General features: G+C 39.7%; 11 protein-coding genes and 1 tRNA gene. 9 read left to right on the forward strand and 3 right to left on the reverse strand.

Features of this window, described 5'->3' with window-relative positions; translation table 11 throughout:
- The first annotated feature begins 64 nt into the window (after window positions 1-64).
- The 3 genes from B2906_RS16555 to B2906_RS16565 all read left to right on the forward strand — a co-directional run bounded on the left by B2906_RS16555 (window position 65) and on the right by B2906_RS16565 (window position 1,825).
- A complete protein-coding gene (locus tag B2906_RS16555) occupies window positions 65-637 on the forward strand; it encodes a Crp/Fnr family transcriptional regulator (RefSeq protein ID WP_219958078.1) in 573 nt (190 codons plus the stop codon).
- A 78-nt stretch (window positions 638-715) separates the two neighbouring features.
- Complete coding sequence (locus tag B2906_RS16560; protein ID WP_219958079.1) at window positions 716-1,591, forward strand: pirin family protein; 876 nt, start codon at window positions 716-718, stop codon at window positions 1,589-1,591.
- Between the two features lie 149 nt (window positions 1,592-1,740).
- A tRNA-Ser gene (locus B2906_RS16565) sits at window positions 1,741-1,825 on the forward strand.
- Between the two features lie 362 nt (window positions 1,826-2,187).
- Here B2906_RS16565 and katG read toward each other — a convergent pair.
- Window positions 2,188-4,440, reverse strand: a complete 2,253-nt coding sequence (katG, locus tag B2906_RS16570) for a catalase/peroxidase HPI (protein WP_286941838.1) — start codon at window positions 4,438-4,440, stop codon at window positions 2,188-2,190.
- Window positions 4,441-5,750: 1,310 nt separating this feature from the next.
- On the opposite strand from katG, the gene B2906_RS16575 reads away from it, so the two are divergent.
- The 3 genes from B2906_RS16575 (at window position 5,751) to B2906_RS16585 (ending at window position 10,665) form a co-directional block, all read left to right on the forward strand.
- On the forward strand, window positions 5,751-8,936 hold the full coding sequence (locus tag B2906_RS16575) for a TonB-dependent receptor (protein ID WP_286941841.1): 3,186 nt from the start codon (window positions 5,751-5,753) through the stop codon (window positions 8,934-8,936).
- A gap of 6 nt (window positions 8,937-8,942) precedes the next feature.
- Window positions 8,943-9,992: an alkaline phosphatase D family protein gene (locus tag B2906_RS16580; RefSeq protein ID WP_286941843.1), complete on the forward strand. Its 1,050-nt coding sequence runs from the start codon at window positions 8,943-8,945 to the stop codon at window positions 9,990-9,992.
- Between the two features lie 73 nt (window positions 9,993-10,065).
- A complete protein-coding gene (locus tag B2906_RS16585) occupies window positions 10,066-10,665 on the forward strand; it encodes a Crp/Fnr family transcriptional regulator (protein WP_286941846.1) in 600 nt (199 codons plus the stop codon).
- A gap of 993 nt (window positions 10,666-11,658) precedes the next feature.
- Here B2906_RS16585 and B2906_RS16590 read toward each other — a convergent pair.
- Together B2906_RS16590 and B2906_RS16595 are read right to left on the reverse strand one after the other, a co-directional pair.
- Window positions 11,659-11,913 carry a hypothetical protein gene (locus B2906_RS16590; protein WP_339816780.1) on the reverse strand — a complete coding sequence of 85 codons (255 nt, stop codon included), beginning with the start codon at window positions 11,911-11,913 and terminating at the stop codon, window positions 11,659-11,661.
- An 88-nt stretch (window positions 11,914-12,001) separates the two neighbouring features.
- A complete protein-coding gene (locus B2906_RS16595; RefSeq protein ID WP_286941849.1) occupies window positions 12,002-13,438 on the reverse strand; it encodes an arylsulfatase in 1,437 nt (478 codons plus the stop codon).
- Between the two features lie 239 nt (window positions 13,439-13,677).
- Here B2906_RS16595 and B2906_RS16600 point away from each other — a divergent pair, with 239 nt between their 5' ends.
- The 3 genes from B2906_RS16600 (at window position 13,678) to B2906_RS16610 (ending at window position 22,548) form a co-directional block, all read left to right on the forward strand.
- Entirely contained in the window at window positions 13,678-17,703 is a 4,026-nt protein-coding gene (locus tag B2906_RS16600; RefSeq protein WP_286941852.1) for a two-component regulator propeller domain-containing protein, read from the forward strand.
- A 148-nt stretch (window positions 17,704-17,851) separates the two neighbouring features.
- The gene (locus tag B2906_RS16605; protein WP_286941854.1) at window positions 17,852-21,007 is read left to right on the forward strand and encodes a SusC/RagA family TonB-linked outer membrane protein; all 3,156 of its coding nucleotides are present in this window, start codon (window positions 17,852-17,854) and stop codon (window positions 21,005-21,007) included.
- A gap of 5 nt (window positions 21,008-21,012) precedes the next feature.
- A complete protein-coding gene (locus B2906_RS16610) occupies window positions 21,013-22,548 on the forward strand; it encodes a RagB/SusD family nutrient uptake outer membrane protein (protein WP_219958121.1) in 1,536 nt (511 codons plus the stop codon).
- The last annotated feature ends 81 nt before the right edge of the window (window positions 22,549-22,629 follow it).

Below are 22,629 nucleotides of genomic sequence, written 5' to 3' on the forward strand. Positions count from 1 at the left end.
ATAGCCGAATTGGGCTTTTTCTCTCTTAGATTTTATACTTTCAGTTTTCCAGCCTAAGTGCGTCATGAACAAATCACTTTTTGAAATTCAGAAAATAACTCAAAGTCAGAATTTTTTGGAAGAAATATTTTACAATTGTAATTCAAAAGTTATCCCTAAGAATGAGTTTCTTCTCAAAGCAGGTGAGCATTGTACGTATGCCTTTTTTGTAAAAAAGGGCGTATTGAGGCAATTTGTTCTGAGTGAAGAGGGAAAGGAAAGCATTGTGCTTTTTGCATTAGAAAACTGGATTTTAGCTGATAGGGCCAGTACCTATTTTCAGGAGCCATCCGAATTTTACATACAGGCAGTAGAGAGTAGCAAAGTATATTTTTTGGATGAAAAATTTATTCAGGAGCTATCTATGAAAAACACGGATTTTTTCGATTTGAATACCAAGATGCTTCACAATCATATCCGTCATCTTCAAAATCGGATCAAACATCTGTTAAGTCTAAACTCCAGAGATAAATATCTACAGTTTGTGAAGCAATATCCGGACTTGTATGGAAGAGTTCCGCAAAGTATGATCGCTTCTTATTTAGGAATGACTCCGGAGACATTGAGCAGAATTCGAAGAGAAGCTAGCCACGAATAACTTAGGTAATTACTTATTTTAGATCAATTCCCGGATTGCTTGCCTGGGCTATTTTTGTATAAAAAAGAAAGGAATACCATGAAAACCAGATCTGTTGAATTAATTACCCAGCCCACTACTCCCCATTTTGTAGGAGATGGATTTAGGGTTCATAATTTCATTCCCAGTCAAGAGGGTTTGAGTATGCAGAGAATGGATCCATTTATCATGCTGGATTATAACTCTCCCTATCATTTTGCTCCTTCAGTCCGTCCGAAAGGTGTGGGAGTGCATCCTCACAGGGGTTTTGAGACGGTGACCATTGCTTATAAAGGGAGAATAGCGCATCATGATAGCAGTGGAGGTGGTGGAATAATCGGTGAAGGAGATGTGCAATGGATGACTGCGGGGAGCGGAGTTTTGCATAAGGAGTACCATGAAGAGGAATTCAGTAAAAAAGGAGGCCTGTTTCAGATGGTTCAACTATGGGTAAACCTACCCTCTGAACATAAAATGACCAATCCGGGATATCAGGCAATCAAGAATGATAGCATCCCAAAAGTAAGTAAGGATGATGGTAAGGTAGAAGTGGAGGTCATTGCGGGAAATTTTGAGGAAGAGCGGGGAGCTGCTCATACTTTCTCTCCGATTTATCTGTATAATATTAGGATGAAATCCGGGGGGAAATTAGAGTTAGAGTTACCGGAAAACTTCAATACTTCCTTTTTGGTGTTGGAGGGGAAAGTGAAGTTAAATGGTCAAGAGGTGTTGGAACAAAATCAATTAGCCCTGATGAAAAATGAAGAAGGTGAAATTGGGGTTCAGGCAATGGAAGACTCATTGGTTTTGTTATTGAGTGGAAAGCCCTTGGCAGAGCCTATTGCTGCCCATGGTCCTTTTGTGATGAATACCAGGGCGGAATTGATGCAGGCTTTCCGAGATTTTGAGGCTGGGAAGTTTGGTTATTTGGATTGAGTAAGATTTTAAGCAATCAAATTTCAGTGCTTGAAAAAAAATATGGCTTAAAAATCAGTCGTTTAGAATAAAATCTATGTTTGGGCTTTGCAAAAGTTGAGTTTCATCTTACTTTTGCAATCCCAAACAATAAGAATTGTAGGGAATATAGAGGAGTGGCAGAGTGGTCGATTGCGGCGGTCTTGAAAACCGTTGTACCGCGAGGTACCGGGGGTTCGAATCCCTCCTCCTCTGCATTCAAAAGCCAGACGAAAGTCTGGCTTTTTTCATTTCGAGTCGTCGGGCCTGCCCTGCAATCTGGCCCCTCACTAAAAAAGTCCACTGGACTTTTTCTTGACGATCGGTCCTCTCCTCCTCCGCAAAAGAAAAGCCTTTTCGCATAGCGAAAGGGCTTTTTGCATTTTAGTCTGAAGTATAAATCCTATTTGCTCACCATTATCACCATTCAGTTAGGTCAAATAGCCTGCTTAACTTTTCAGATAGTATAAAAAAACAATCCCCCAAAATGGAGGATTGCTTTAGATCAAGATTTAATTTTCGAAGATGGGGAAGCTCAAAAATTACATTTGAAGTGATTTCTGAATCCCATCCCCTGATTAGTTTTTATACAGTTCATGCTGCAACTCAAATCTGTCTAGCATCATTACTTTATGCCAAGCATCTACAAATTGCTTTACAAATAATTCATGACCGTCAGATGCCGCATAGGCAAGAGATAGAGTTCGCAACTGTGGATTGGAACCAAATACCAAATCAGCACGGGTTGCAGTCCATTTGGTCTTGCCACTAGCCTTGTCCTTTCCTTCAAAGGTTTCCTTAGTATCATCTGCTGGAGTCCATTTGGTATCTATGGCCAATAGGTTGGTGAAGAAATCATTGCTCAATACTCCAACCTTATCAGTAAATACTCCATGCTTGGAGCCATCGTAATTAGCGCCTAATACTCTCAACCCTCCAACCAAGGCGGTCATTTCAGGAGCAGTCAGGTCCAACAATTGCGCTCTGTCAATCAACATACGCTCTGTTTCTACAGAATACTTACCTTTTCTGTAGTTGCGGAATCCGTCTAGCATAGGCTCCAATACTGCGATATTATCAACGTCTGTTTGCTCTGCACTTGCATCCATTCTACCAGGTACAAAAGGAACAGATACCTTCACTCCAGCATCATGGGCAGCTTTCTCTACCGCTGCACAACCTGCCAAAACTATTAGGTCGGCCATGGAAATCTTTTTATTTCCGGATTGCTTGCCATTAAAGTCAGATTGAATTTTTTCCAAAGTTTCTAAAACTGAAGCCAATTGTTTGGGGTTGTTGACTTCCCAGTTTTTCATAGGCTCTAAACGCACTCTTGCACCATTGGCACCTCCTCTGAAATCAGTTTTTCTGAAAGTTGAAGCAGAAGCCCAAGCAGCACTTACTAAAGCAGAGATAGACTGACCTGAAGCCAAAATGTCCTTTTTCAGTTGAGCGATATCCTGCTCATTTACTACTTCATGATCCAATGCTGGAACAGGGTCTTGCCAAATCAATTCCTCTTTTGGAACCTCTGGTCCTAACAAGCGATTTTTTGGACCCATATCTCTGTGAGTCAATTTGTACCAAGCACGGGCAAAAGCATCATCCAACAAAGTGGAATCTTCCACAAATCGCTCACAAATTTTTCGGTATTCCGGATCAGTGATCAAAGCAATATCTGTTGTCATCATCATCAATGGATGACGTACACCTTCCAAATGTGCATCAGGAACAGCATCTGCAGCGGCTCCGCCTTTTGGTTTCCAAGCCTTTCCACCAGCAGGGCTGACAGTTTGCTCCCACTCATATTTGAATAGGTTTTCTAAATATTCATTATCCCATCGGGTAGGGTTGGAGGTCCAAGCCCCTTCAATTCCGTTGGTGGTGGTATATTGAGCATTTCCGGTACCATTGCTGTTGATCCAGCCTAGACCTTGATGCTCTAATTCTGCTGCATTAGGTTCAGGGCCCAAATGGGATTTTGGAGAAGCACCATGGCTTTTTCCGAAGGCATGTCCCCCTGCAATCAAGGCAACTGTTTCCTCATCATTCATCGCCATTCTGGAGAAAGTAATTCTAATCTCCTGGGCTGCTGAAATAGGATCCATATTTCCAAAAGGTCCTTCTGGATGCACATAGATTAGGGATTGTCTGGATGCTCCTAATGGATTTTCCAAATCATATTCCTCAGTTCCCGGCTTTCCTGTCCAGCGCTTGTCTTGGGTGGCCATTTCTGTTTCAGGACCCCAGTAGGTGCTATCATCACCTTCCCAAGAGTCCAGTCTTCCACCTCCGAATCCGAAGGTTTTGAATCCCATTTGCTCCAAGGCACAGTTACCGGTTAGGATGATTAAATCCGCCCAGGACAATTTTCTACCATATTTCTGTTTGATAGGTTCTAGCAGTCGGATAGACTTATCGATATTACCATTGTCTTCCCATGAATTGAGAGGAGCAAAACGGATCAGGCCTTCGCCAGAACCTCCACGACCATCGGCAACTCTGTAAGTACCGGCAGCGTGCCATGCCATCCGAACCATCTGTGGACCGTAGTTACCATAATCAGCTGGCCAAAAATCATGAGAAGTGGTCAGCATTTCTGTGATATCTTTTTTGACAGCAGCCAAATCCAAGGAAGCGAATTCCGATGGATAGTCAAAGTCCGGACCATAAGGGTTTGCTTTGGATGATGGGCTGTGAAGCAATTCTACCGGAAGTCGCTTGGGCCACCAGTCAGCATTCATAGGTTTGGTGCCGATGCCACCGCCTATTCTATCGCTTTGAATTTGATTTCTGCCTCCAGAAAAGGGGCATTTGCTTTGTTCAGTCATTTTAAAAATGTTTTATGGGTTATGTTTAAATGTAAGTCATTGACTCTTGTTTTTTAACCCCATAGAAATGATTTTGTTGCCTGGAATTTCCCAAATGGTTAGAGAATGGGAAGAGCGGTAGGCAGGGTACTACCCTCCAAGGGTTTTTGCTATTCGGGATTTGTAATCCCGAATCCCTATCGTAGGATTTCCAATCCGAAAAAATATTTAAGAAGGATGGGAATATTTCGCCGAAGGCATATTTCTTTTATTTCTACTGTATTTCTCTAAAATATCTTGCCGAAGGCATATCTAAACCATATCTTAAAAAATATCTTTCTGACAACCTCAGGTTTGCGAATATTTCGCCGAAGGCATATTTCTTTTATTTCTATTGTATTTCATCCAAAATCCCCCATATCCCCTTTGAAAAAAGAAGTCGTCCCATACTAAATTTACGTTTCCAAAGGGGGATTTGTCTCGTATCTTGCCGAAGGCATATCTTAAAAATTATCTTTCAGGTATCTTTTAATTATTTCGCCGCAGGCGTATTTCTTTTATTTCTACTGTATTTCTCTAAAATATCTTGCCGAAGGCATATCTTAAAAATTATCTTTCAGGTATCTTTTAATTATCTCGCCGCAGGCGTATTTCTTCTATTTTTACTTTATATCTCTATAGTGCCATACCTACGGCATGGAGATGGGTTAGTGCTCTATTTTGCTACCGAGCTGATATCCCTACGGGATAAATATCTCGCCGTAGGCATATCTTAAAAAAAATAATTTTTAGGTATCTTTTAATTATTTCGCTGAAGGCGTATTTCTTTTATTTCTATTGTATTTCATCCCAATCTTGCTGGCACGGAGAATTTTTTTCCAATGGAATTCCTGCGCCAGCGCTGGGGTGATTGCGTTTTACTTTTACCCCGAGTTGCACTCGGGCCTGCCCGACACAGGCGGGGCTAATATATTGTCGCTCCTTTGGAGCTTAGATTGGGAGGTTATTTCGCCGCAGGCGTATTTCAATTTATTTCTACCATATTTCTCTAAAATATCTCGCCAAAGGCATGTCTTGAAAATTATCTTTAAGGTATCTTTCAAATATTTCGCCGAAGGCGTATTTCTTTTATTTCTACTGTATTTCTCTAGAAGATATTCCCTCAGTATTTATCTTCAATTAACATCATTTTATTACCCTTCTATTAAGTCAATTTTAATTTTTTCCTTTCTTATTATCAGTTAGTTAAGCTTAGTTCCCATGTTAATTTTTAACAATTTCAAGGGACAACTCTGATCTAGTTTTGAAAATCAATTCACAAAACTATCAGAATGATGATTCAAAATTTTACCAGCAAGAATTGGATAAAAGGACTTTTATCCACCTTTTTTCTCCTTGCTTTTACTTGGCAAGTGTGGGCTCAGGCCACCAACGCGTCTATCACAGGTGTCGTCAAAGACGATCAGGGGCTACCTCTAATTGGTGCTACGGTGCAGGTTGAAAATCAATCAACAGGTTTCAAGGCTTATTCCATTACTACAGAGTCGGGAGCATTTAATTTTCAGCAACTACCACTGGGCAAACCATACACAGTGACCGTCAGCTTTATTGGATACAATACTAAATCCAGAGCAGGTTATGAACTGAATCAAGGGGATAGAATCAATTTGGATTTTAAACTTGATATGGGGTCCACGGAGCTTTCAGAAGTGATAGTTTCCGGTAATAATCTGGATAATGAGATTGAAAAACTGGGAGGAATTACTTCTATCAATTCAACTCAGATCAAAAATCTTCCAACTGAGGGCAGAAACTTCACAAACCTGACCGCTTTATCTCCCCTTCAAGGTGGAGGGAATAATAATTTGGCAGGCCAAAGATCCACAGGAACCAATATCACTGTGGACGGAGTAAATGCCAGAAATCAATTAACCAATGGAGAAATAGGGAGAGGCCCCTATACTGTTTCGATAGAGGCAATCCGTGAATTTGAGGTTGTGACTAATAGCTACGATGTTACCCAGGGAAGGCAGGCTGGTGGTGCCCTGAATGCGGTGACGAAAGCAGGTACCAATGAGCTCTCAGGTTCTGCATTTCTTTACCACAGAAATGACCGCTTGGCGAGTCAATTTGATATCAGAGGCAATGATAGAGAACAGGATTTTTACAATTCGCAATGGGGTTTCAGCTTAGGAGGGCCTATTATCAAAAACAAAGCTCATTTCTTTGTGACCTTTGACAGGCAAGATGCTGGAGAACCTGTATTTATTACTGACATTAATTCTGCAGATGATGAAAGAAGACTGGGAGTAACAAGAGATACTCTTCAAAAAGCACTGGATATTGTCAGAAGACTTTATGGAGTTTCAGACTTACAGCAAGTAGGGGAGTTTGGAAGAAAAACAGTAGCCAATACCATTTTTGCAAGAGTTGATTGGCAACTCAATGACAGAAATAAATTAACCATTAGGAATAATTATACAGACTGGAAAAATCCTTTGAGTGTGAGTGACAACTCAAATATCAATATAGCTGAGGTTTATGGAGATTTTGAGTCGAGGGAAAATTCCTTCTTAGCATCACTAAGATCGGTTGTAAATCCAACTACAACCAATGAATTAAAACTCCAATATCAACATGCAGAGAGGGCGTTTTTCCCAAATGCTCAATTACCTGTAAGTAATATTCCTAGAGGTATTGTAAGAATTACCTCTCCATTCCCAACAGAGTCTAATCCTAATGCTACTCAAACCCGAACCTTTCAATTTGGAGGGCAACGATTCATCCCGGAAACCAACCTGGAAAACCAGCTTCACTTGGTAAATACTACCTACTTGACCAAAGGAAAATACCAATTGACTTTTGGAACTGATAACATGTTTACCTATCTGGAAACCCTACTTTCAAATGAGCAGAATGGGAGATTTTTCTTTGATAATCTACAGGACCTGGAAAATATGAAGCCAAGTCGTTTTGCGAGAGAAGTGCCACTTAAAGGTTTGCCAATTGTCAAGCAAACAGTATTGGATTTATCAGCATTTGCTCAGGTGGAGTTTGAAGCTTTTAAAAATGTCCAAACGGTTTTTGGGATTCGTTATGACGTGACTGCCTTTATGAATGGAGCAGCTTATAACCCCACTTTAGAAAATGAATTGGGTATAGATTCCTCAGTAAAACCAGCAGATTGGAATAATATACAGCCTAGGTTGCAAATGACTTGGAATGTAGGCGGGAAAAATAAGGATATCCTGAAATTTGGAGCTGGCCTTTTCTCTGCTCAACCTCATTATTATGCGCAGGTAAACAACATTCAAAACTCAGGAGTCATGCTGGCAGCTGTAGACGTAACAGGAGATTTGGTTCCTTCTCCCGATTTCAATAGCTATAGAAATGATCCTTCAACAGTGCCAGGAGTACCAGAAGGAGCCCAGACTATTTCCACTATCAATGCTGTTGCTTCTGACTTTCAAGTTCCTAGTACATTCAAGGCCAACTTGAATTACAATAAATATTTGAATGATAGGGTACGGGTAGGTTTAAATTTACTTTATACCAGAACTTTCAATAACTATGTGTACTTAGAAAGAAATCTGGTGGATGAGCCCTATTTCCGACTTTCCAATGAAGCCAATAGGGGAGTTTTTGTACCGGCGAATACCATAACTAACCGGGGTCAAACTGATTGGTTAAATTCCAGAAAAAGTGAAAACCTAGGTCGGGTATTGGAGCTTAATTCAGATGGCTTAGCTTACCAATATGCCCTTGTACTTGATTTAGGTACACGAATAGGGAAAGATGGTTATCTGAATGCTAGCTATACTTTCAATCAAGCAAGAGATAATTCATCCTACAATTGTTGCGTGGCAAATACCTCCACTTTCTTGCCTGTAGTAGATGATTCGAGGGCTCTGAATTGGGCCTATTCAGATTATCACTTCAAAGATAAGCTTGTGATCAATGCTGCTTCCCCAACCTGGAAAGGCTTTGTATTTGGTGCTTCTTTGATTGGAATTGGAGGGACTAGATATAGTTTCCTGGTAACTAATGGGAGTTTGCAGGGTGATTTTCCACTGAATAATGCACTTGCCTATGTTTTTGACCCTAATGATCCTTCGACTCCTGAAAATATCAGGCAAGGGATAAATGGAATCTTGGAAGATCCCAATACCTCGGAATCTACCAAAAAATATTTAAGAGAGTCTTTTGGGAAAGTTGCCGAAAGAAATGGTGGGGAAAACCCCTTCGCTGCAACTTTGGATTTGAGGATATTAAAACAAATTAAAATTATCAATCAGCAAAGACTGGAGCTCTCGGCGGATATTTTCAACTTTGCTAATATGCTTAATAGGGAATGGGGAGTAGATAATAATCTTAGTAGATCAAGAAATTTATTGAGAATACAGGGTTTTGATCAAGCTACACAAAACTACATTTACAATGTGGAAAGTGGAGTAGGAACTCAACCAATCAATGGTACTCCGTGGAGGGTACAAGTAGGACTTAGATATTCATTTTAAAATTTGATGATGAAAAAAATACAATTAAGAATCAAGGGAGCGATTTTGCTCCCAATTCTCCTTTTTGCTTGCGATACTAAAAAAGAAAATGCCGTAGCCGAAATTCAGGAAGAGCCGCTTACTACCATTGCATTTGGCTCTTGCAATAGACAGGATAGAGATCAGCCCCTTTGGGATCCTATCATTTCTCATCAACCTGACTTGTTTATTTGGTTGGGAGATAATATTTATGGAGACACAGATTCGATGCAGGTATTGAAGGCAAAATATGAGCTTCAAAATAGCAATCCAGGTTACCAAAGGCTAAAAGCTCAAAGTCCGATAATAGGAATTTGGGATGATCATGATTTTGGAAGAAATGATGCAGGAACAGAATATCCCTATAAAAAGGAAAGCAGGGATTTGATGTTTGAGTTTTTGGACTTACCAAAAAGCAATTCTGCCTGGAATAGAGAGGGTGCTTATAATTCCTTCACTTACGGGCCGAAAGGTAAGCAAGTGAAGGTAATCCTGCTGGATGCTCGTTATTTTAGAGACAGCCTAATGATGGAAGACCGGGTGTATTTACCAAATGAATCCGGCACTGTATTGGGAGAAGAGCAGTGGGCTTGGTTGGAAAATGAGCTTAAGGAAAATCAGGCTCAGGTAACCCTGATTGGTTCGGGGATCCAAATGCTTCCAAGAGATCACCAATTCGAAAAGTGGGCTAATTTCCCATATGAAAGAGAAAGGTTGCTAAACATGCTTAAAAAACACCGGGTTCAGGGAGCGATTTTATTAAGCGGAGATCGCCATATCGCTGAAATTTCACAGATTGAATTGGAGGGGATTGAGCATCCTATTTATGAAGTTACCTCCAGTGGGCTAACCCATACCTGGAGAGAATATAGAGAAGAACCCAATAGCTACCGGGTAGGAGAAATGATTGCAAAATTAAATTTTGGTATTATTAATCTGGACTGGAAAGAAAAGGAAGTGAATGTCACTATGGAGGTGAGGGGAAGGGAAGATTCCTTGTTTTTAACACAAAATTTACGTCTTCCATTGTCAATGTGAAGTTGACGTTAATCCAATATTATATTCTGTAGAAGGCATTGAAAATGGGCTAAAATTCCTCCAACTTCAACATATGATTGCGGAAGGAAAGGATTTTGGCCCATTTGATTTTTTGGCAGAAAAGGATGCAGATTTTTCTGTCCGATTTATGGAAGAACTTTTTGTGGAAAAGGGCATAAGCCTCTATCGACCTCCAGAAAAGATAACACCGATTTACCAAATAAAAAGTGGCTTGGTGAAAATTGGAGGGTACTCGGAGGATGGAAGAGAGGTGTGTTACGATGTTTTGAAAGAGGGTGAATTTTTTGGGAATTTGAGATATCTGGATGGACAGTTTTCAGAGTTTGCCAAAGTATTGACGCCAGTTTATTTGAGGAAATTTGATTCAGATTATTTCAAGTATTTGATAGTTCACGAACCCGAAGTATCCGAATGGTTTAATAAGCAAGTCGTAAAAAGATGGTGCCGCGCTGAGGAAAGATTATTTGCAATCAGAAGTTTAAGTCCAGAGGAGAGAGTCAATAGGATTTGTAAATATTATAGTCAAGAGATTGTCATCGGTCAAGGGAGAAAAGTCAAAGCGATACAAGTTATTTCTATTCAGGATATTGCGGATTTGACAGGCTTAACCCGGCAAACAGCTTCCAAAATCTTGAAAAGTATTCAATTATAAGTGGAGTGATTACATTGTTTAATTCCCATCCATCAGCTATGCGGGATTTGCAATCCCGAATCCCTATAGTAGGATTTTCAATCCGATGAAATATTTAAGAAGGATGGGAATATTTCGCCGCAGGCGTATTTCAATTTATTTCTACTGAATTTCTTCCCAATCTTGCTGGCACGGAGATTTTGTTTCCAATGGAATTCCTGGGCCAGCGCTGGGATGATTATGGTTCGCATTAATACCCCTGGGCTTCACCCAGGGCTAATAAATTACGCTCCTTTGGAGCTTAGATTGGGAGGTTATTTCGCCGAAGGCGTATTTCTATTTATTTCTACCATATTTCTCTAAAATATCTCGACCTATACATATCTAAATTATATCTTATCGATAACCTCTGGCTAGGGAGTATTTCACCGCAGGCGTATTTCTTTATTTCAACTGTATTTCTCTTTAGTGCCATACCTTCGGCATGGAGATGGTTTTGTGCTCAATTTTGCTACCGAGCTAAAATCCCTACGGAATAAATATCTCGCCGTAGGCATGTCTTGAAAATTATCTTTAAGGTATCTTTCAAATATTCCGCCGCAGGCATATTTCTCTATTTCAACTGTATGTCTCTATAGTGCTATACCTACGGCATAGAGATGGGTTTATGGTCAATTTTGCTACCGAGCTGAAATCCCTACGGGATAAATATCTAGCCGAAGGCATATCTTAAAAATTATCTTTTAGGTATCTTTCAAATATTTCGCCGAAGGCGTATTTCTTTTATTTCTATTGTATTTCTCTACGGTGCCATACCTACGGCATGGAGATGGGTTTGTGCTCAATTTTGCTACCGAGCTAAAATCCCTACGGGATAAATATCTTGCCGAAGGCTTATCTTAATTATATCTTAATAAATATCTTTCCGACAACCTCAGGCTTGGTAATATTTCGCCGCAGGTATATTTCTTTTATTTCTACCGTATTTCTTTTATTATGTATATCTTAAAAAAATCAAGCTACTCTAGATTCAGAATGCAGGTCATAGGCAGCAACTAACAATTGTCTGCCGGGAGATTCTCCATATCGCTCATAATTATTGATTTCGCTTCTTTTCTCTGCATAGATGGGCAGGTATTTTTCATCCATTTCATCCCAGAAAACCAGCAAATAAGAATATGATATCATACTCTCTCTTCCCTTTTCCATCCAGGTATTAAAAAGTTGTTCATCCAATGCACAGGGATAGTCGGGACTATCAAACATCATAAGCTATTCTTCTAAAATTTTCTGCAAGATAAGCATTCCAAAAATCGGAAAATCTCTTGATGGGACAGAATTTATACAACTTATTAAATCACTTTTCTCCTGAGAAAAGTTGGAAGAAAGGGTTGATTGTTCTTGCCTGACTCAAATCTTGCATTAACTCCTTGACAATTTCTGGATATTTTTCAGCAAGGTTATAATTTTCTTCCGGGTCAGTTTCCAAATCATATAACTCCAATGCTGCATCTGGATTTTTCTGCAGACCTGTTCTAACTCCCTTCCAATTTCCTTTTCGAATTGCCTGCTTGCCTCCCTGCTCGATAAATTCCCAATACAAATACTCATGCGAATTCTGCTTTTCCTGATTGATGATTGTTGGGAGCATGGAAACACCATCTGTTTCCTGATCCAACTGAATCCCCAGCATTGCTGAAAAGGTGGGCAGAAAGTCCCAAAATGCTGAAGCATGCTCACTGACTCTTCCTCCTGAAATTACAGATGGCCATCTGATAATTAATGGAACTCGAATTCCTCCTTCATAAAGGTCTCTTTTGAATCCTCTGTATGGACCATTGCTATTAAAAAATTCCGGATCATGTCCTCCTTCTAAATGAGGTCCATTGTCTGTTGTGAAAATGATTAGCGTATTTTCATCCATTCCACGCTCTTTCAGTAACTGTACGATTTCTCCTACCTGCAAATCCATTTCCTCCATCATGGCGGCAAATGTTGCTCTGGGGTATGGATTGGACTGATAGCCACCTAAATTCATTTCAGGGCCATAATCCCCTCCTTTACCAGCTACATGGGCTTTTTCAGGTCCAAATTTTTGATGGTATTTTTCAATTCGGGCTGCTGAGGAAGCTGCCAGCTCTGCATGAGGAATGATCAAAGGGATATATAAAAAGAAGGGTTTACCAGAATCATACTTCTTGATGAAGTTCAATGCCTCTCGATGGATCAGATCTGGAGCATAGGTGCTTTTCTCCGTCCAATCATTGCCTTCCAGAAATAGCTTCTCCCCGTTCTTCCATAAGTATTCTGGATAATAGCGATGAGCCAATCGCTGACAGTTGTATCCGAAAAACTCATCGATCCCTTGGTTTTCGGGTGAGCCACTGCTCTCAGGAAAGCCTAATCCCCATTTGCCGAATGCAGCCGTGGTATAACCTGCTTGTTTGAAAAGTTTGGGAATGGTCATCAAGGAATCAGGAAGTGGATATTGTCCTTCAGGCTGCATTTCCTTATTGCCACGAATAGGTGTATGACCAGTATGTAGCCCTGTCAAAAATGCTGAACGACTGGGAGCGCAGACAGTAGACCCAGCATAATGCTGGGTAAATAGGATTCCATCCTTTGCCAATTGGTCAATATTGGGAGTTTGGAATTTTTCCTGACCGGTGATTCCCAAGTCTCCATAACCCATGTCGTCCGCCAAAATAAAAATCACATTGGGTCTTTTAGATTGAGCAGATGCTGATAGATTAATTAGAAATAGAAAAAGCCAAAAGGATAAATTCTTGCACATAGTTTCTAGAGTATTTTATGAAACTATAAAAGATTGAATAATAAGCCTAAACCGCCCGCCACATTTAGATAGTATTTGAACGATTTATACCCCCACTTGCTCAATTTCACCCCAGCTTTCCTTAAAGATCAAGCTAATTTGTGCTAATTCTTTTCTTTAAAACCATAAGCTTATCAGAATGATACTAGCAAAGGATTTTAAATCAAAAAGAATAAATTGCTTTAACAAACCCAAAATAAATGAGACCACTACTGCTGTTACTAGTGGCTTCAATGATGCTGCATCAAGCTTTTGCAATGCAGATTGAGCCTTCCCAAGAGGAGTTTTCGATTGATGTGTTGAATGTCCGGAGGGGATTACTTAGTAACTTTGTCACCAAGGTTGTATCAGATGAGAACAATTTGAAATTTTTCGCGACCGAGGGAGGGATTTCTAAGTTTGATGGATACAGTTTTACTGATTTTAGACCTGGAGAGGAATATCCAGGCCTAGAAAACGAAAACATCGAAATTCTTTTTAAGGATGGGGCCAATAAAATTTGGATTGGCACCAAAGAAGGTGGCCTTTCTGTTATGGACCCCAGGAAAAATACGATTCGAAATATGAATCATATTTTTTCATCCCTGACCACTAAAAAACTCCGGGTGATCTCAATTCAGCAAGATGGAAACGGCTTTATCTGGGCAGGTACTTGGAGTAGTGGACTTTTTGTCTTGGATCCCCTAAATGAAAAACTGATCCAACACTTTGCTACCGACCAGCCTATCTACAATGTTATCCGAGATAAATATGATAATATCTGGTTTATAGCAGGAAAGGAACTCAACAAATTTGACCCCTCAGAAAGTCGAAGAATCAGGTTTCAAACCAAAAACATTTATTTCAACTTAACTGAGGACGTTAAGCGTAATAAGATTTGGCTGGTGGGCAACAAAGGAAAAAATGTTTCTTTAGCTAATTTTGATTACGAACTCCAAAGTCTTAGAGAGGAGCTTCTGCCTATTCAAGCTACTTATGTCAAAAGTTTGGCCATAGATCAAAAAAATAGAATATGGATAGGAAGTTGGGGGGACGGGCTTTTTATAAGTGATCAGGATGCTAAAAATTTTAGAAAAATCAATACAAATCCTCAGGGTGCGGGTTTTGATAATATCAATTACTCCATCATCGTAAGTATTGATATAGATGAAAATGGGATAGCCTGGCTAGGGACATCCCATGGTGGAGTCCTGATTTTGTATCCGAATAAAGGCTTCGAAATCTCAAGAAACGTGGCTTTGGAGAATATCCCGGACCATAATATCACTGCATTTTATAAGGATAGTGAGGGTTTTTTATATAAAGGGACTTTGACAGAAGGTGTCTTTTCCAATCAAGGGAAGTCGAATTTTTCAAGATTGAGTCAAGTCCTTCCGAGCCGAATCAACTGTTTCTTTGAAAAAGGAAATGATTTATATGTTGGAACAGGTCAGGGGCTATATATTTTCAGGAATAGAAATTTTGGGCAACCTGAGAGGCACTTCGAAAATCAAAAAATCACCGCAATCCTTGTTGATACGAAAGATAGGCTGTGGTTGGGTACTCAGCAGTTGGGATTGAAAATGATTGATTCAACCAAAAAACTGGATGCTGGAAAATGGATTGTTTTTTCTGAAACCAATCCTGAACATCCTTTGTCCAACAATAGAATAAGCCAGATCAAAGAATCCAAAAACGGGGAGATTTGGATAGGGACTTATTCCGGGATCAATAAGTACGATGAGAAAAGCGGGAACTTCCTTCCGCAAGATAAATTGCTGAGCTCCTCCCTTTCACCCAGTATCATCAATGATTTATACCTGCAAGACAATCTAATTTATTTGGGTACACCGAAAGGACTGATCATTTTAAAGAAAGAAGGTCAGTTGCTGGATTTAGTACATTCATTTGACAGGAAATCAGGTCTTACCAATGATTTTATCTGTGCCTTGGAAGAAGATATATCCGGAAATCTCTGGATTTCCACCACTACTTCATTGACGAAATATAATCCAGCTCAAAAATCCTTTATCAACTATGACAGAGAAGATGGGGTAATGATTAATTCATTTCACATCGGATCTTCTTTCAAGGATGCAAACGGGCTTTTGTATTTCGGAGGCTCTAATGGTTTGATTTCATTTGACCCATCTAAAATATCTGAAAGTATAGAGGTTCCCGAAGTAGTGTTGACCAAGCTCATTGTCAACAACAAAACTTTGAATGTGGGTGATGAAGTGGATGGGAAGATCATTTTGGAAAACTCTATAGAAAACACGGAGTCTATTGAATTGGATTACAGTCAAAATCACCTTTCACTGATGTTTACTGTGAATGACTTTTTAGGAGCAGATAATATTTTTTATTCCTACAAACTGAAAGGACTTCAGGATGAATGGGTGAATCTTGGAGCCAATAATCAAATCAGTTTTACCGGATTAAGATGGGGTGATTATGAATTATTGCTCAGAGCCAGTAGAAATAATCAGGACTGGAGTCCGGAAAGGAGTTTATTCATTCAAATCGACACTCCTCCCTGGCTGACTTGGTGGGCATTTCTAGGCTATTTTCTACTTACTGTCGGAATATTGTTTTTGATTCGTTATGTATCAGCAAGGCAGGCTAGATTGGAAGCTGAGCTTCGCATCATCCAAATTGAAAAAGAAAAGGAGCATGAATTAAGCGAAGCTAAGATTACCTTTTTCACCAATATTTCTCATGAATTCCGCACCCCCTTAACATTGATCCTGAGTCCGATTACAGAGCTTCTCAGCAATTTCGAATTGAAAGAAACGGTAAAAGAAAAACTGCTCTTGGTAGAGTCAAACGGAAAGCGAATGCTGGGTTTGATCAATCAATTACTGGACTTTAGAAAATCCGAACATGGTCTTTTAAAATTGAATCCAACCAGGTCAGATTTTGTAGATTTTGCAAAAGAGGTGTATATCAGCTTTAAAAGCCTTGCCATCAAAAAGCAAATTAATTACCATTTTGAAAGCGATTTGGATCAGTTGAACTTGGATTTCGATAGATCTCAAATGGAAATTGTCCTTTGTAACCTCCTTTCGAATGCCTTTAAGTACACCAAAGATGGTGGAGAGATTAGTTTGGAGTTGACCAAAAATTCTGATTCAATCAAAGTAAGTGTCAGAGATAATGGAATCGGCATGAGTTATCAGGAGTCTAAACTGGTATTTGATAGATTCTATCAAGTTCAGAATGCAGAGACCTCTAATCTGGTCGGAAGTGGGATTGGATTGGCATTTTCCAAAAATATTGTGGATTTGCATCATGGAAAAATCGACTTGGATTCTGAGCCGGGAGTCGGAACTTGTATTTTCTTCTCCTTACCATTCAATGTCGATCTTTCTGAAGTTAAGGAAGAGGCTTCTGATTCTAAAATTTCTACAGAGAAGATCTTAGACTTGGACTTCGAGCATAAAGATGTTCTCAAGATTGATCATGAAGGGAAAGAAATCAGTATTCTCATTGCTGATGACAATGAAGATATTCGGGTCTATCTGCGATCCCTTCTGAGTGAGGAATACCATATTTGGGAAGCTGAAGATGGGGAGCAGGCTTTGGCCATGATTCAGAAGGAAATGCCAGACTTGGTGATTTCAGATGTGATGATGCCTAAAATGGACGGGATCAAACTCTGTCATGAAATCAAAAATCAAATCAATATATCCCATATTCCAGTAATCCTATTGACAGCCCGGACATCCATTGCTTACGAAATGGATGGCTTGCAGACAGGGGCCGAGGATTACATTACCAAGCCATTTAATCCCGGTATAGTTAAAACTCGGGTTAAGAATATTCTGGAAAACAGAAAAAAGCTTCGAGAATACTTTTTAAATAAAGTTCGCTTTGAACCAGATTCCAAAGAAGTAGTGGAGCATGATTTGGATGCGCAGTTTATTGAAAAAGCCATCTCCTTGGTCAACGCCAATTTACTCAATGAGGAATTTGGAATAGAAACCATGGTAGATGAACTCTGTATGAGTCAGTCTACCCTTTTTAGAAAAATAAAATCCCTCACAGGCCTATCTATTACTGCATTCATTCGCTCTGTCAAATTGAAAAAAGCGGCTCAATTGATTTTGCAAACAGACTACAAACTCAGTCAGGTTGCCTATGAAGTTGGCTTTAATGATTACAAACACTTCAAGAAATCCTTTCAGCAGCAGTTTGGTTGTCTCCCTTCGGATTATAAATCACTCATTCTCCAAAAAGCCGAATAAAACCCTTTCAAAAGCATCCAATAGGGTGCTTTTTTTAATGATTGAATGATTTGTCCACTGACTTGAATGATTCATACCCCTTATATATGGAGATGAAAATCAAAATTTGGATAAGTTTTAATTAGTAATAACCCAAAATTTTCCTTTCATGGATAGAAATTCTACAGATGATCTCTCAAAGAATAAGAGATCTGGAATGGGGCTTATTTTAAGGAATTGCCTGCTGGTGCTGGGGCTTTTTCTCATAAGCTTCTCAGCAACGATAGCCAGACAGAGTGCCAAATCAGTCTCTGGTACAGTGACCTCAGTTTCCGATAATTCTCCTATCCCAGGAGTTGTTGTCTTAGTTAAAGGAACTAATCAGGGAACTGTCACGGATTTGGATGGGAAGTTTTCCATCAATGTGCCTTCATCAGAATCAGTCTTGGTTTTTAGTCTGATAGGATTCAATACTCAAGAAATTCAAGTTGGAAACCAGTCAGTAATCAATTTAGCGTTAGCTGAATCAGAATCCCTCTTGGAAGAAGTGGTGGTTGTTGGCTATGGTGAACAGAAAAAACTCAACTTAACCGGCTCTGTAGAAACAGTGAGGTTTGACGAGGCAGTGAACCAGCCTGTAACCAACTCTGCACAGTTGATGTACGGTAAATTTGCAGGAGTTCAGTTAACTCAGTCCACAGGACTTCCTGGTGCAGATGGATCTGCAATTATCATTCGTGGGATTGGAACTTTCGGTGGAACCAATCCTTTGGTTGTGATTGACAACATCCAATACGAAGGGCTAGCGGAATTTAATAATCTAGCTCCATCTGATATTGAAAGTATTTCAGTGCTTAAGGATGCTTCCGCTTCCGCAATTTATGGTGCAAGAGGAGCTAATGGAGTACTAGTTGTGACCACCAAAAAAGGATCCAAGGGTAAATTCTCTGTGGATTACAATAATTACTTTGGAGTTCAGCAAGTTACAGTTGTCCCTGAATATTTGGATGCTGTAAACTATGCTTTATTAAAAAATGAGAGAGACCGAAATGTGAATGGTCAAAACTCTCCGATGAGATTTTCTGAAGCTGATATTCAAGCTATCAGAAATGGAACAAATCCTGATCAGTTTGCTAACACCAACTGGGCTGATGTGGCTCTTCGGGACGCACCAATTCAAAATCATTATCTCTCTTTTACAGGCGGAACTGACAGAACTTCATTCAGAGTCTCTCTAGGCTATTTGAACCAGGAAGCAGTAGTAAGAGGAAAGTTTAAATCAGATAGATACAATTTAGGAATTAACCTCTCTGTAAATGCCAATGACTGGTTAACCTTAACCAATGTAACCAATGCTTATTGGTCCAGATTTGTAGGGCCAAGTGGCGGTGCAGGTGCGATTACTGGTGAAACAGGTATCATTAATCAGTTTCAGCGATCTTCCCCAACAGTACCGGTAAGATATTCTAATGGAGAATTGGGCGTAGTTGATGGAGCATATCAAAATGTAAACTTTTCTTACCCAATTAATAACGTATTGTTAACCGGTAACTTTGGGGACTTTAGTAATGATAATATCAACATCAGTGAGAGAATTGGTTTAAAAGCAAAGATTAGTAAAAAGCTAACTTTTGAAACCAGTGGTAGTGCAATCATCAATTTTGCCAATATTTCGAATTTCCGTCCAACCAATATTCTAAGAGATTGGGAAGGAGAAGTAGTACTTCAAAATGATCTGAACGACCTGAATAATAATCTGAATTTTAATTACAGGTTATTGAATGAGAATATTTTCCGCTACTCAACCAGTCTGAATGAAGTCCACAATTTCGACTTTATGCTGGGGCATTCTGTGATCTATGATAAAGCAGATGGATTTTCAGGTTCGCTACAGGGCTTTCCATCTGACGCGATTCAGGAATTCAATGGTGGAGGTGTAATCAACCCTTCAGTAAGTGGAGGAGCATCTGAAGAAGCTTGGCAGTCATTTTTTGGAAGAGTAAATTACAATTACAATGAAAAGTATCTTTTTGAAGCTAATGTGAGAAGAGATGGTTCTTCCAAATTTGGTCCAACGAATAGATATGGAACATTTCCTTCTGTATCTGCAGGATGGAATATAGGAAGAGAAGGTTTCTTGGCAGGATCTGAAGTTTTGGCCGATTTGAAATTGAGAGCCAGCTGGGGAATTAGTGGTAATGACCGGATTGGGAATTACATCTATGAGCAAACCTACAACACTGGATTAGATTATCATTTGGGTGTAGATGGCATTGTGCCGGCGGTTGCTTTAACTTCATTGGCCAACCCATTTATTACCTGGGAGACCATCGAACAATTTGATATAGGTGTGGATGTAGCTCTTTTTGCCAATAAATTGAATGTGACAGCAGATTATTTTAAAAGAATAAGCTCTGATATTCTCTATACCAATTTTCCAATTCCAAATACGATTGGAGTAACCAATTTGGCTGCTCAAAATGCAGCAGGCATGGAAAACAGCGGAATTGAATTAGGAATAAATTATAGAGAGACAATTGGGAAATTGAAAATGAATATCTCTGCCAACGTCACGAAGATGGCAGATAATAAGGTGACTGATTTAGGTCCTGGAGGAGAGGAAACCATCAGTGGTAATACGATTATTCGAATCGGAGCTCCTTTCAATTCTTACTTTGGATATCAAGTGCTTGGAGTTTTCCAAACACAAGAGGAGGTTGATAATGCACCACAGCAATTTGGCAGTAACCTGACAAGACCGGGGGACTTGAAGTACGCTGATATTTCCGGACCTGATGGAGAGCCAGATGGCGTTGTCAATGCATTTGACAGAACTATAATTGGAAATCCATTCCCGAATTGGATCTATGGTTTCAATGCCGGATTTCAAATGTCTGGTTTTGACCTGAACTTAGTATTCCAAGGAGTTGGAAGAATCGATAGATATTTGGACGGCAATGGTCAAACCCCAATGGAGGGAGACAGAAACAATGCATTAGCCTATTGGATAGACAGATGGACTCCTGAAAATCCTTCCGAAACTCTTCCAAGATTAGGAGGGGTGAATAATGCCGTTACTTCCTCTTTCTACGTGCAGGATATGTCTTATTTGAGACTTCGAAATATAGAATTGGGATATACTTTACCTGCTGATTTTTCGAAAATTGCGCTTTTACAAAAAGCCAGAATCTTCGTGAGTGGTCAGAACTTGTTGACTTTCACCAAAGTCAAAAACTTTGACCCGGAAAGGCAAAGAGGTGGTAACACAGATCAAACCACCCCGCTTTACAAAGTCGTTTCCGCAGGTGTCAACTTTAAATTTTAATCGAGATGAAAAAACTCATATATCTAATCAGTATCCTTTTCTTGGCCTCTTGTTCTGAGGATTATCTCGAAAGAGGTTCCTTGACCCAGTTGGCAGAAGGTAATTTCTGGCAAAATGAAAAAGATGCCTTGTTAGGCATCAATGGAGTGTATGAAGTCCTCCAAGATAGAGTGATGTATAGTGGAAATTTAAATGGAGTGGCAGGAATTCCACAACATGACAGCTTCGCTGATAATACATTCAATAATTACAAGTTTGAAGGGCCCGGGAATTTCGTAGAAGGCAGAGCTGATCCCGCTTATGGATTCTTTCTTTCCTTTTGGACTTCTCTTTATAGAGGGATAGCCAGAGCAAATGTGGCTATTGAAAACATTGCCCGAATTCCGGATAGTAATATTAGTGCTTCTTCAAGAGATGCATTGGTAGCTCAGGCAAAATTCTTACGAGCGCTGTTCTATTTCAACTTAGCTGTTTATTTTGAAGATGCTCCTCTGATTACTTCGACTCAGACCTTGGAAGAAGCATATGTTCCTAAAAATAGTTATGAAGAACTGAGAGCATTTGTTATTTCAGAATTAAGAGCAGCAGCTGATGCATTGCCTGTGTCCTATCCTCCCTCTCAATTCGGCTATGCTACCAAAGGTGCAGCACTTTCTCTGTTAGCCCGTTTTGAATTGTATAATCAAAATTATGGGGAGGTAATCAGACTAACTTCTGAAATTATGTCCTTGGGATACCAATTGCATCCGAGCTATGAGCAATTGTTTACAGAGGCAGGCGAGCAGTCAAAGGAAATTATCTTCTCAGTGAGATTTATTCAGGATCAGTCGAATAATGGGGAAACTTTCTCCTCTACCTTCTTGGGTATTCCTAAGGTAAATGTGCAGCCAATGCCAAATTTGGTTAATTCCTATTTGTGTATAGATGGCTTACCTATTTCATCTTCTCCTCTTTATAACCCACAAAAACGTAAGGAAAATAGAGATCCTAGATTGGGTGCTTCCATCTATTTTGAGGGGGATATTTTCGTAAAATACTTGGATAGACCTTTTAGAGGGAATACAGCCACCAAGTTTGGATTAAAAAAGTATGTAAGAGATGATCAATCTGCAGATGGCATTGCACCATTCAGTCCGGGAGGTCAGGATTTTTATGTGATTCGCTATGCTGATGTACTCTTGATGCGTGCAGAAGCTTTGGCAGAATCAGGTCAGTTGAGTGAAGTATATCCTCTACTGGATCAAATCAGAACCCGTGCGGGAATGCCTACTGTAACGAATGTAAATGGTACTAATCTTAGTCAATCGGAATTATTGAATTTAGTCCGATTGGAAAGAAGAGTAGAATTGGCATTTGAAGGATTAAGATTTATGGATGTGAAGAGATTGGGTGAAGTGGAGGCGGCTTATGCTCGCGCCAAAGCTGATCCAGTAGGTCCATATAATCCGCAGTATCGAGGCAGACTTTCTGAGGTTTTTGCAATCCCGCAATCTGAGATAGACGCCAATCCAAATTTGGTTCAAAATCCAGTTTGGAATTAAAAAGTAATAATCAATTCATAGATAGATTGGTCAATCACTCCCACCCGATATCGGGTGGGGGTGTTTACTTGTTCATCCAAA

The sequence above is a fragment of the Algoriphagus sp. UBA3586 genome (genome assembly GCF_002376385.1).
GTDB classification, from domain to species: domain Bacteria; phylum Bacteroidota; class Bacteroidia; order Cytophagales; family Cyclobacteriaceae; genus Algoriphagus; species Algoriphagus ornithinivorans.

Bases quoted from the DNA above. Each gene is read 5' to 3' on its own strand.
- B2906_RS16605 (WP_286941854.1), top strand. From the start codon at position 17,852: ATGGATAGAAATTCTACAGATGATCTCTCAAAGAATAAGAGATCTGGA.
- B2906_RS16560 (WP_219958079.1), top strand. From the start codon at position 716: ATGAAAACCAGATCTGTTGAATTAATTACCCAGCCCACTACTCCCCAT.
- katG (WP_286941838.1), bottom strand. From the start codon at position 4,440: ATGACTGAACAAAGCAAATGCCCCTTTTCTGGAGGCAGAAATCAAATT.
- B2906_RS16595 (WP_286941849.1), bottom strand. From the start codon at position 13,438: ATGTGCAAGAATTTATCCTTTTGGCTTTTTCTATTTCTAATTAATCTA.
- B2906_RS16580 (WP_286941843.1), top strand. From the start codon at position 8,943: ATGATGAAAAAAATACAATTAAGAATCAAGGGAGCGATTTTGCTCCCA.
- B2906_RS16610 (WP_219958121.1), top strand. From the start codon at position 21,013: ATGAAAAAACTCATATATCTAATCAGTATCCTTTTCTTGGCCTCTTGT.
- B2906_RS16590 (WP_339816780.1), bottom strand. From the start codon at position 11,913: ATGATGTTTGATAGTCCCGACTATCCCTGTGCATTGGATGAACAACTT.
- B2906_RS16575 (WP_286941841.1), top strand. From the start codon at position 5,751: ATGATGATTCAAAATTTTACCAGCAAGAATTGGATAAAAGGACTTTTA.
- B2906_RS16555 (WP_219958078.1), top strand. From the start codon at position 65: ATGAACAAATCACTTTTTGAAATTCAGAAAATAACTCAAAGTCAGAAT.
- B2906_RS16585 (WP_286941846.1), top strand. From the start codon at position 10,066: ATGATTGCGGAAGGAAAGGATTTTGGCCCATTTGATTTTTTGGCAGAA.
- B2906_RS16600 (WP_286941852.1), top strand. From the start codon at position 13,678: ATGAGACCACTACTGCTGTTACTAGTGGCTTCAATGATGCTGCATCAA.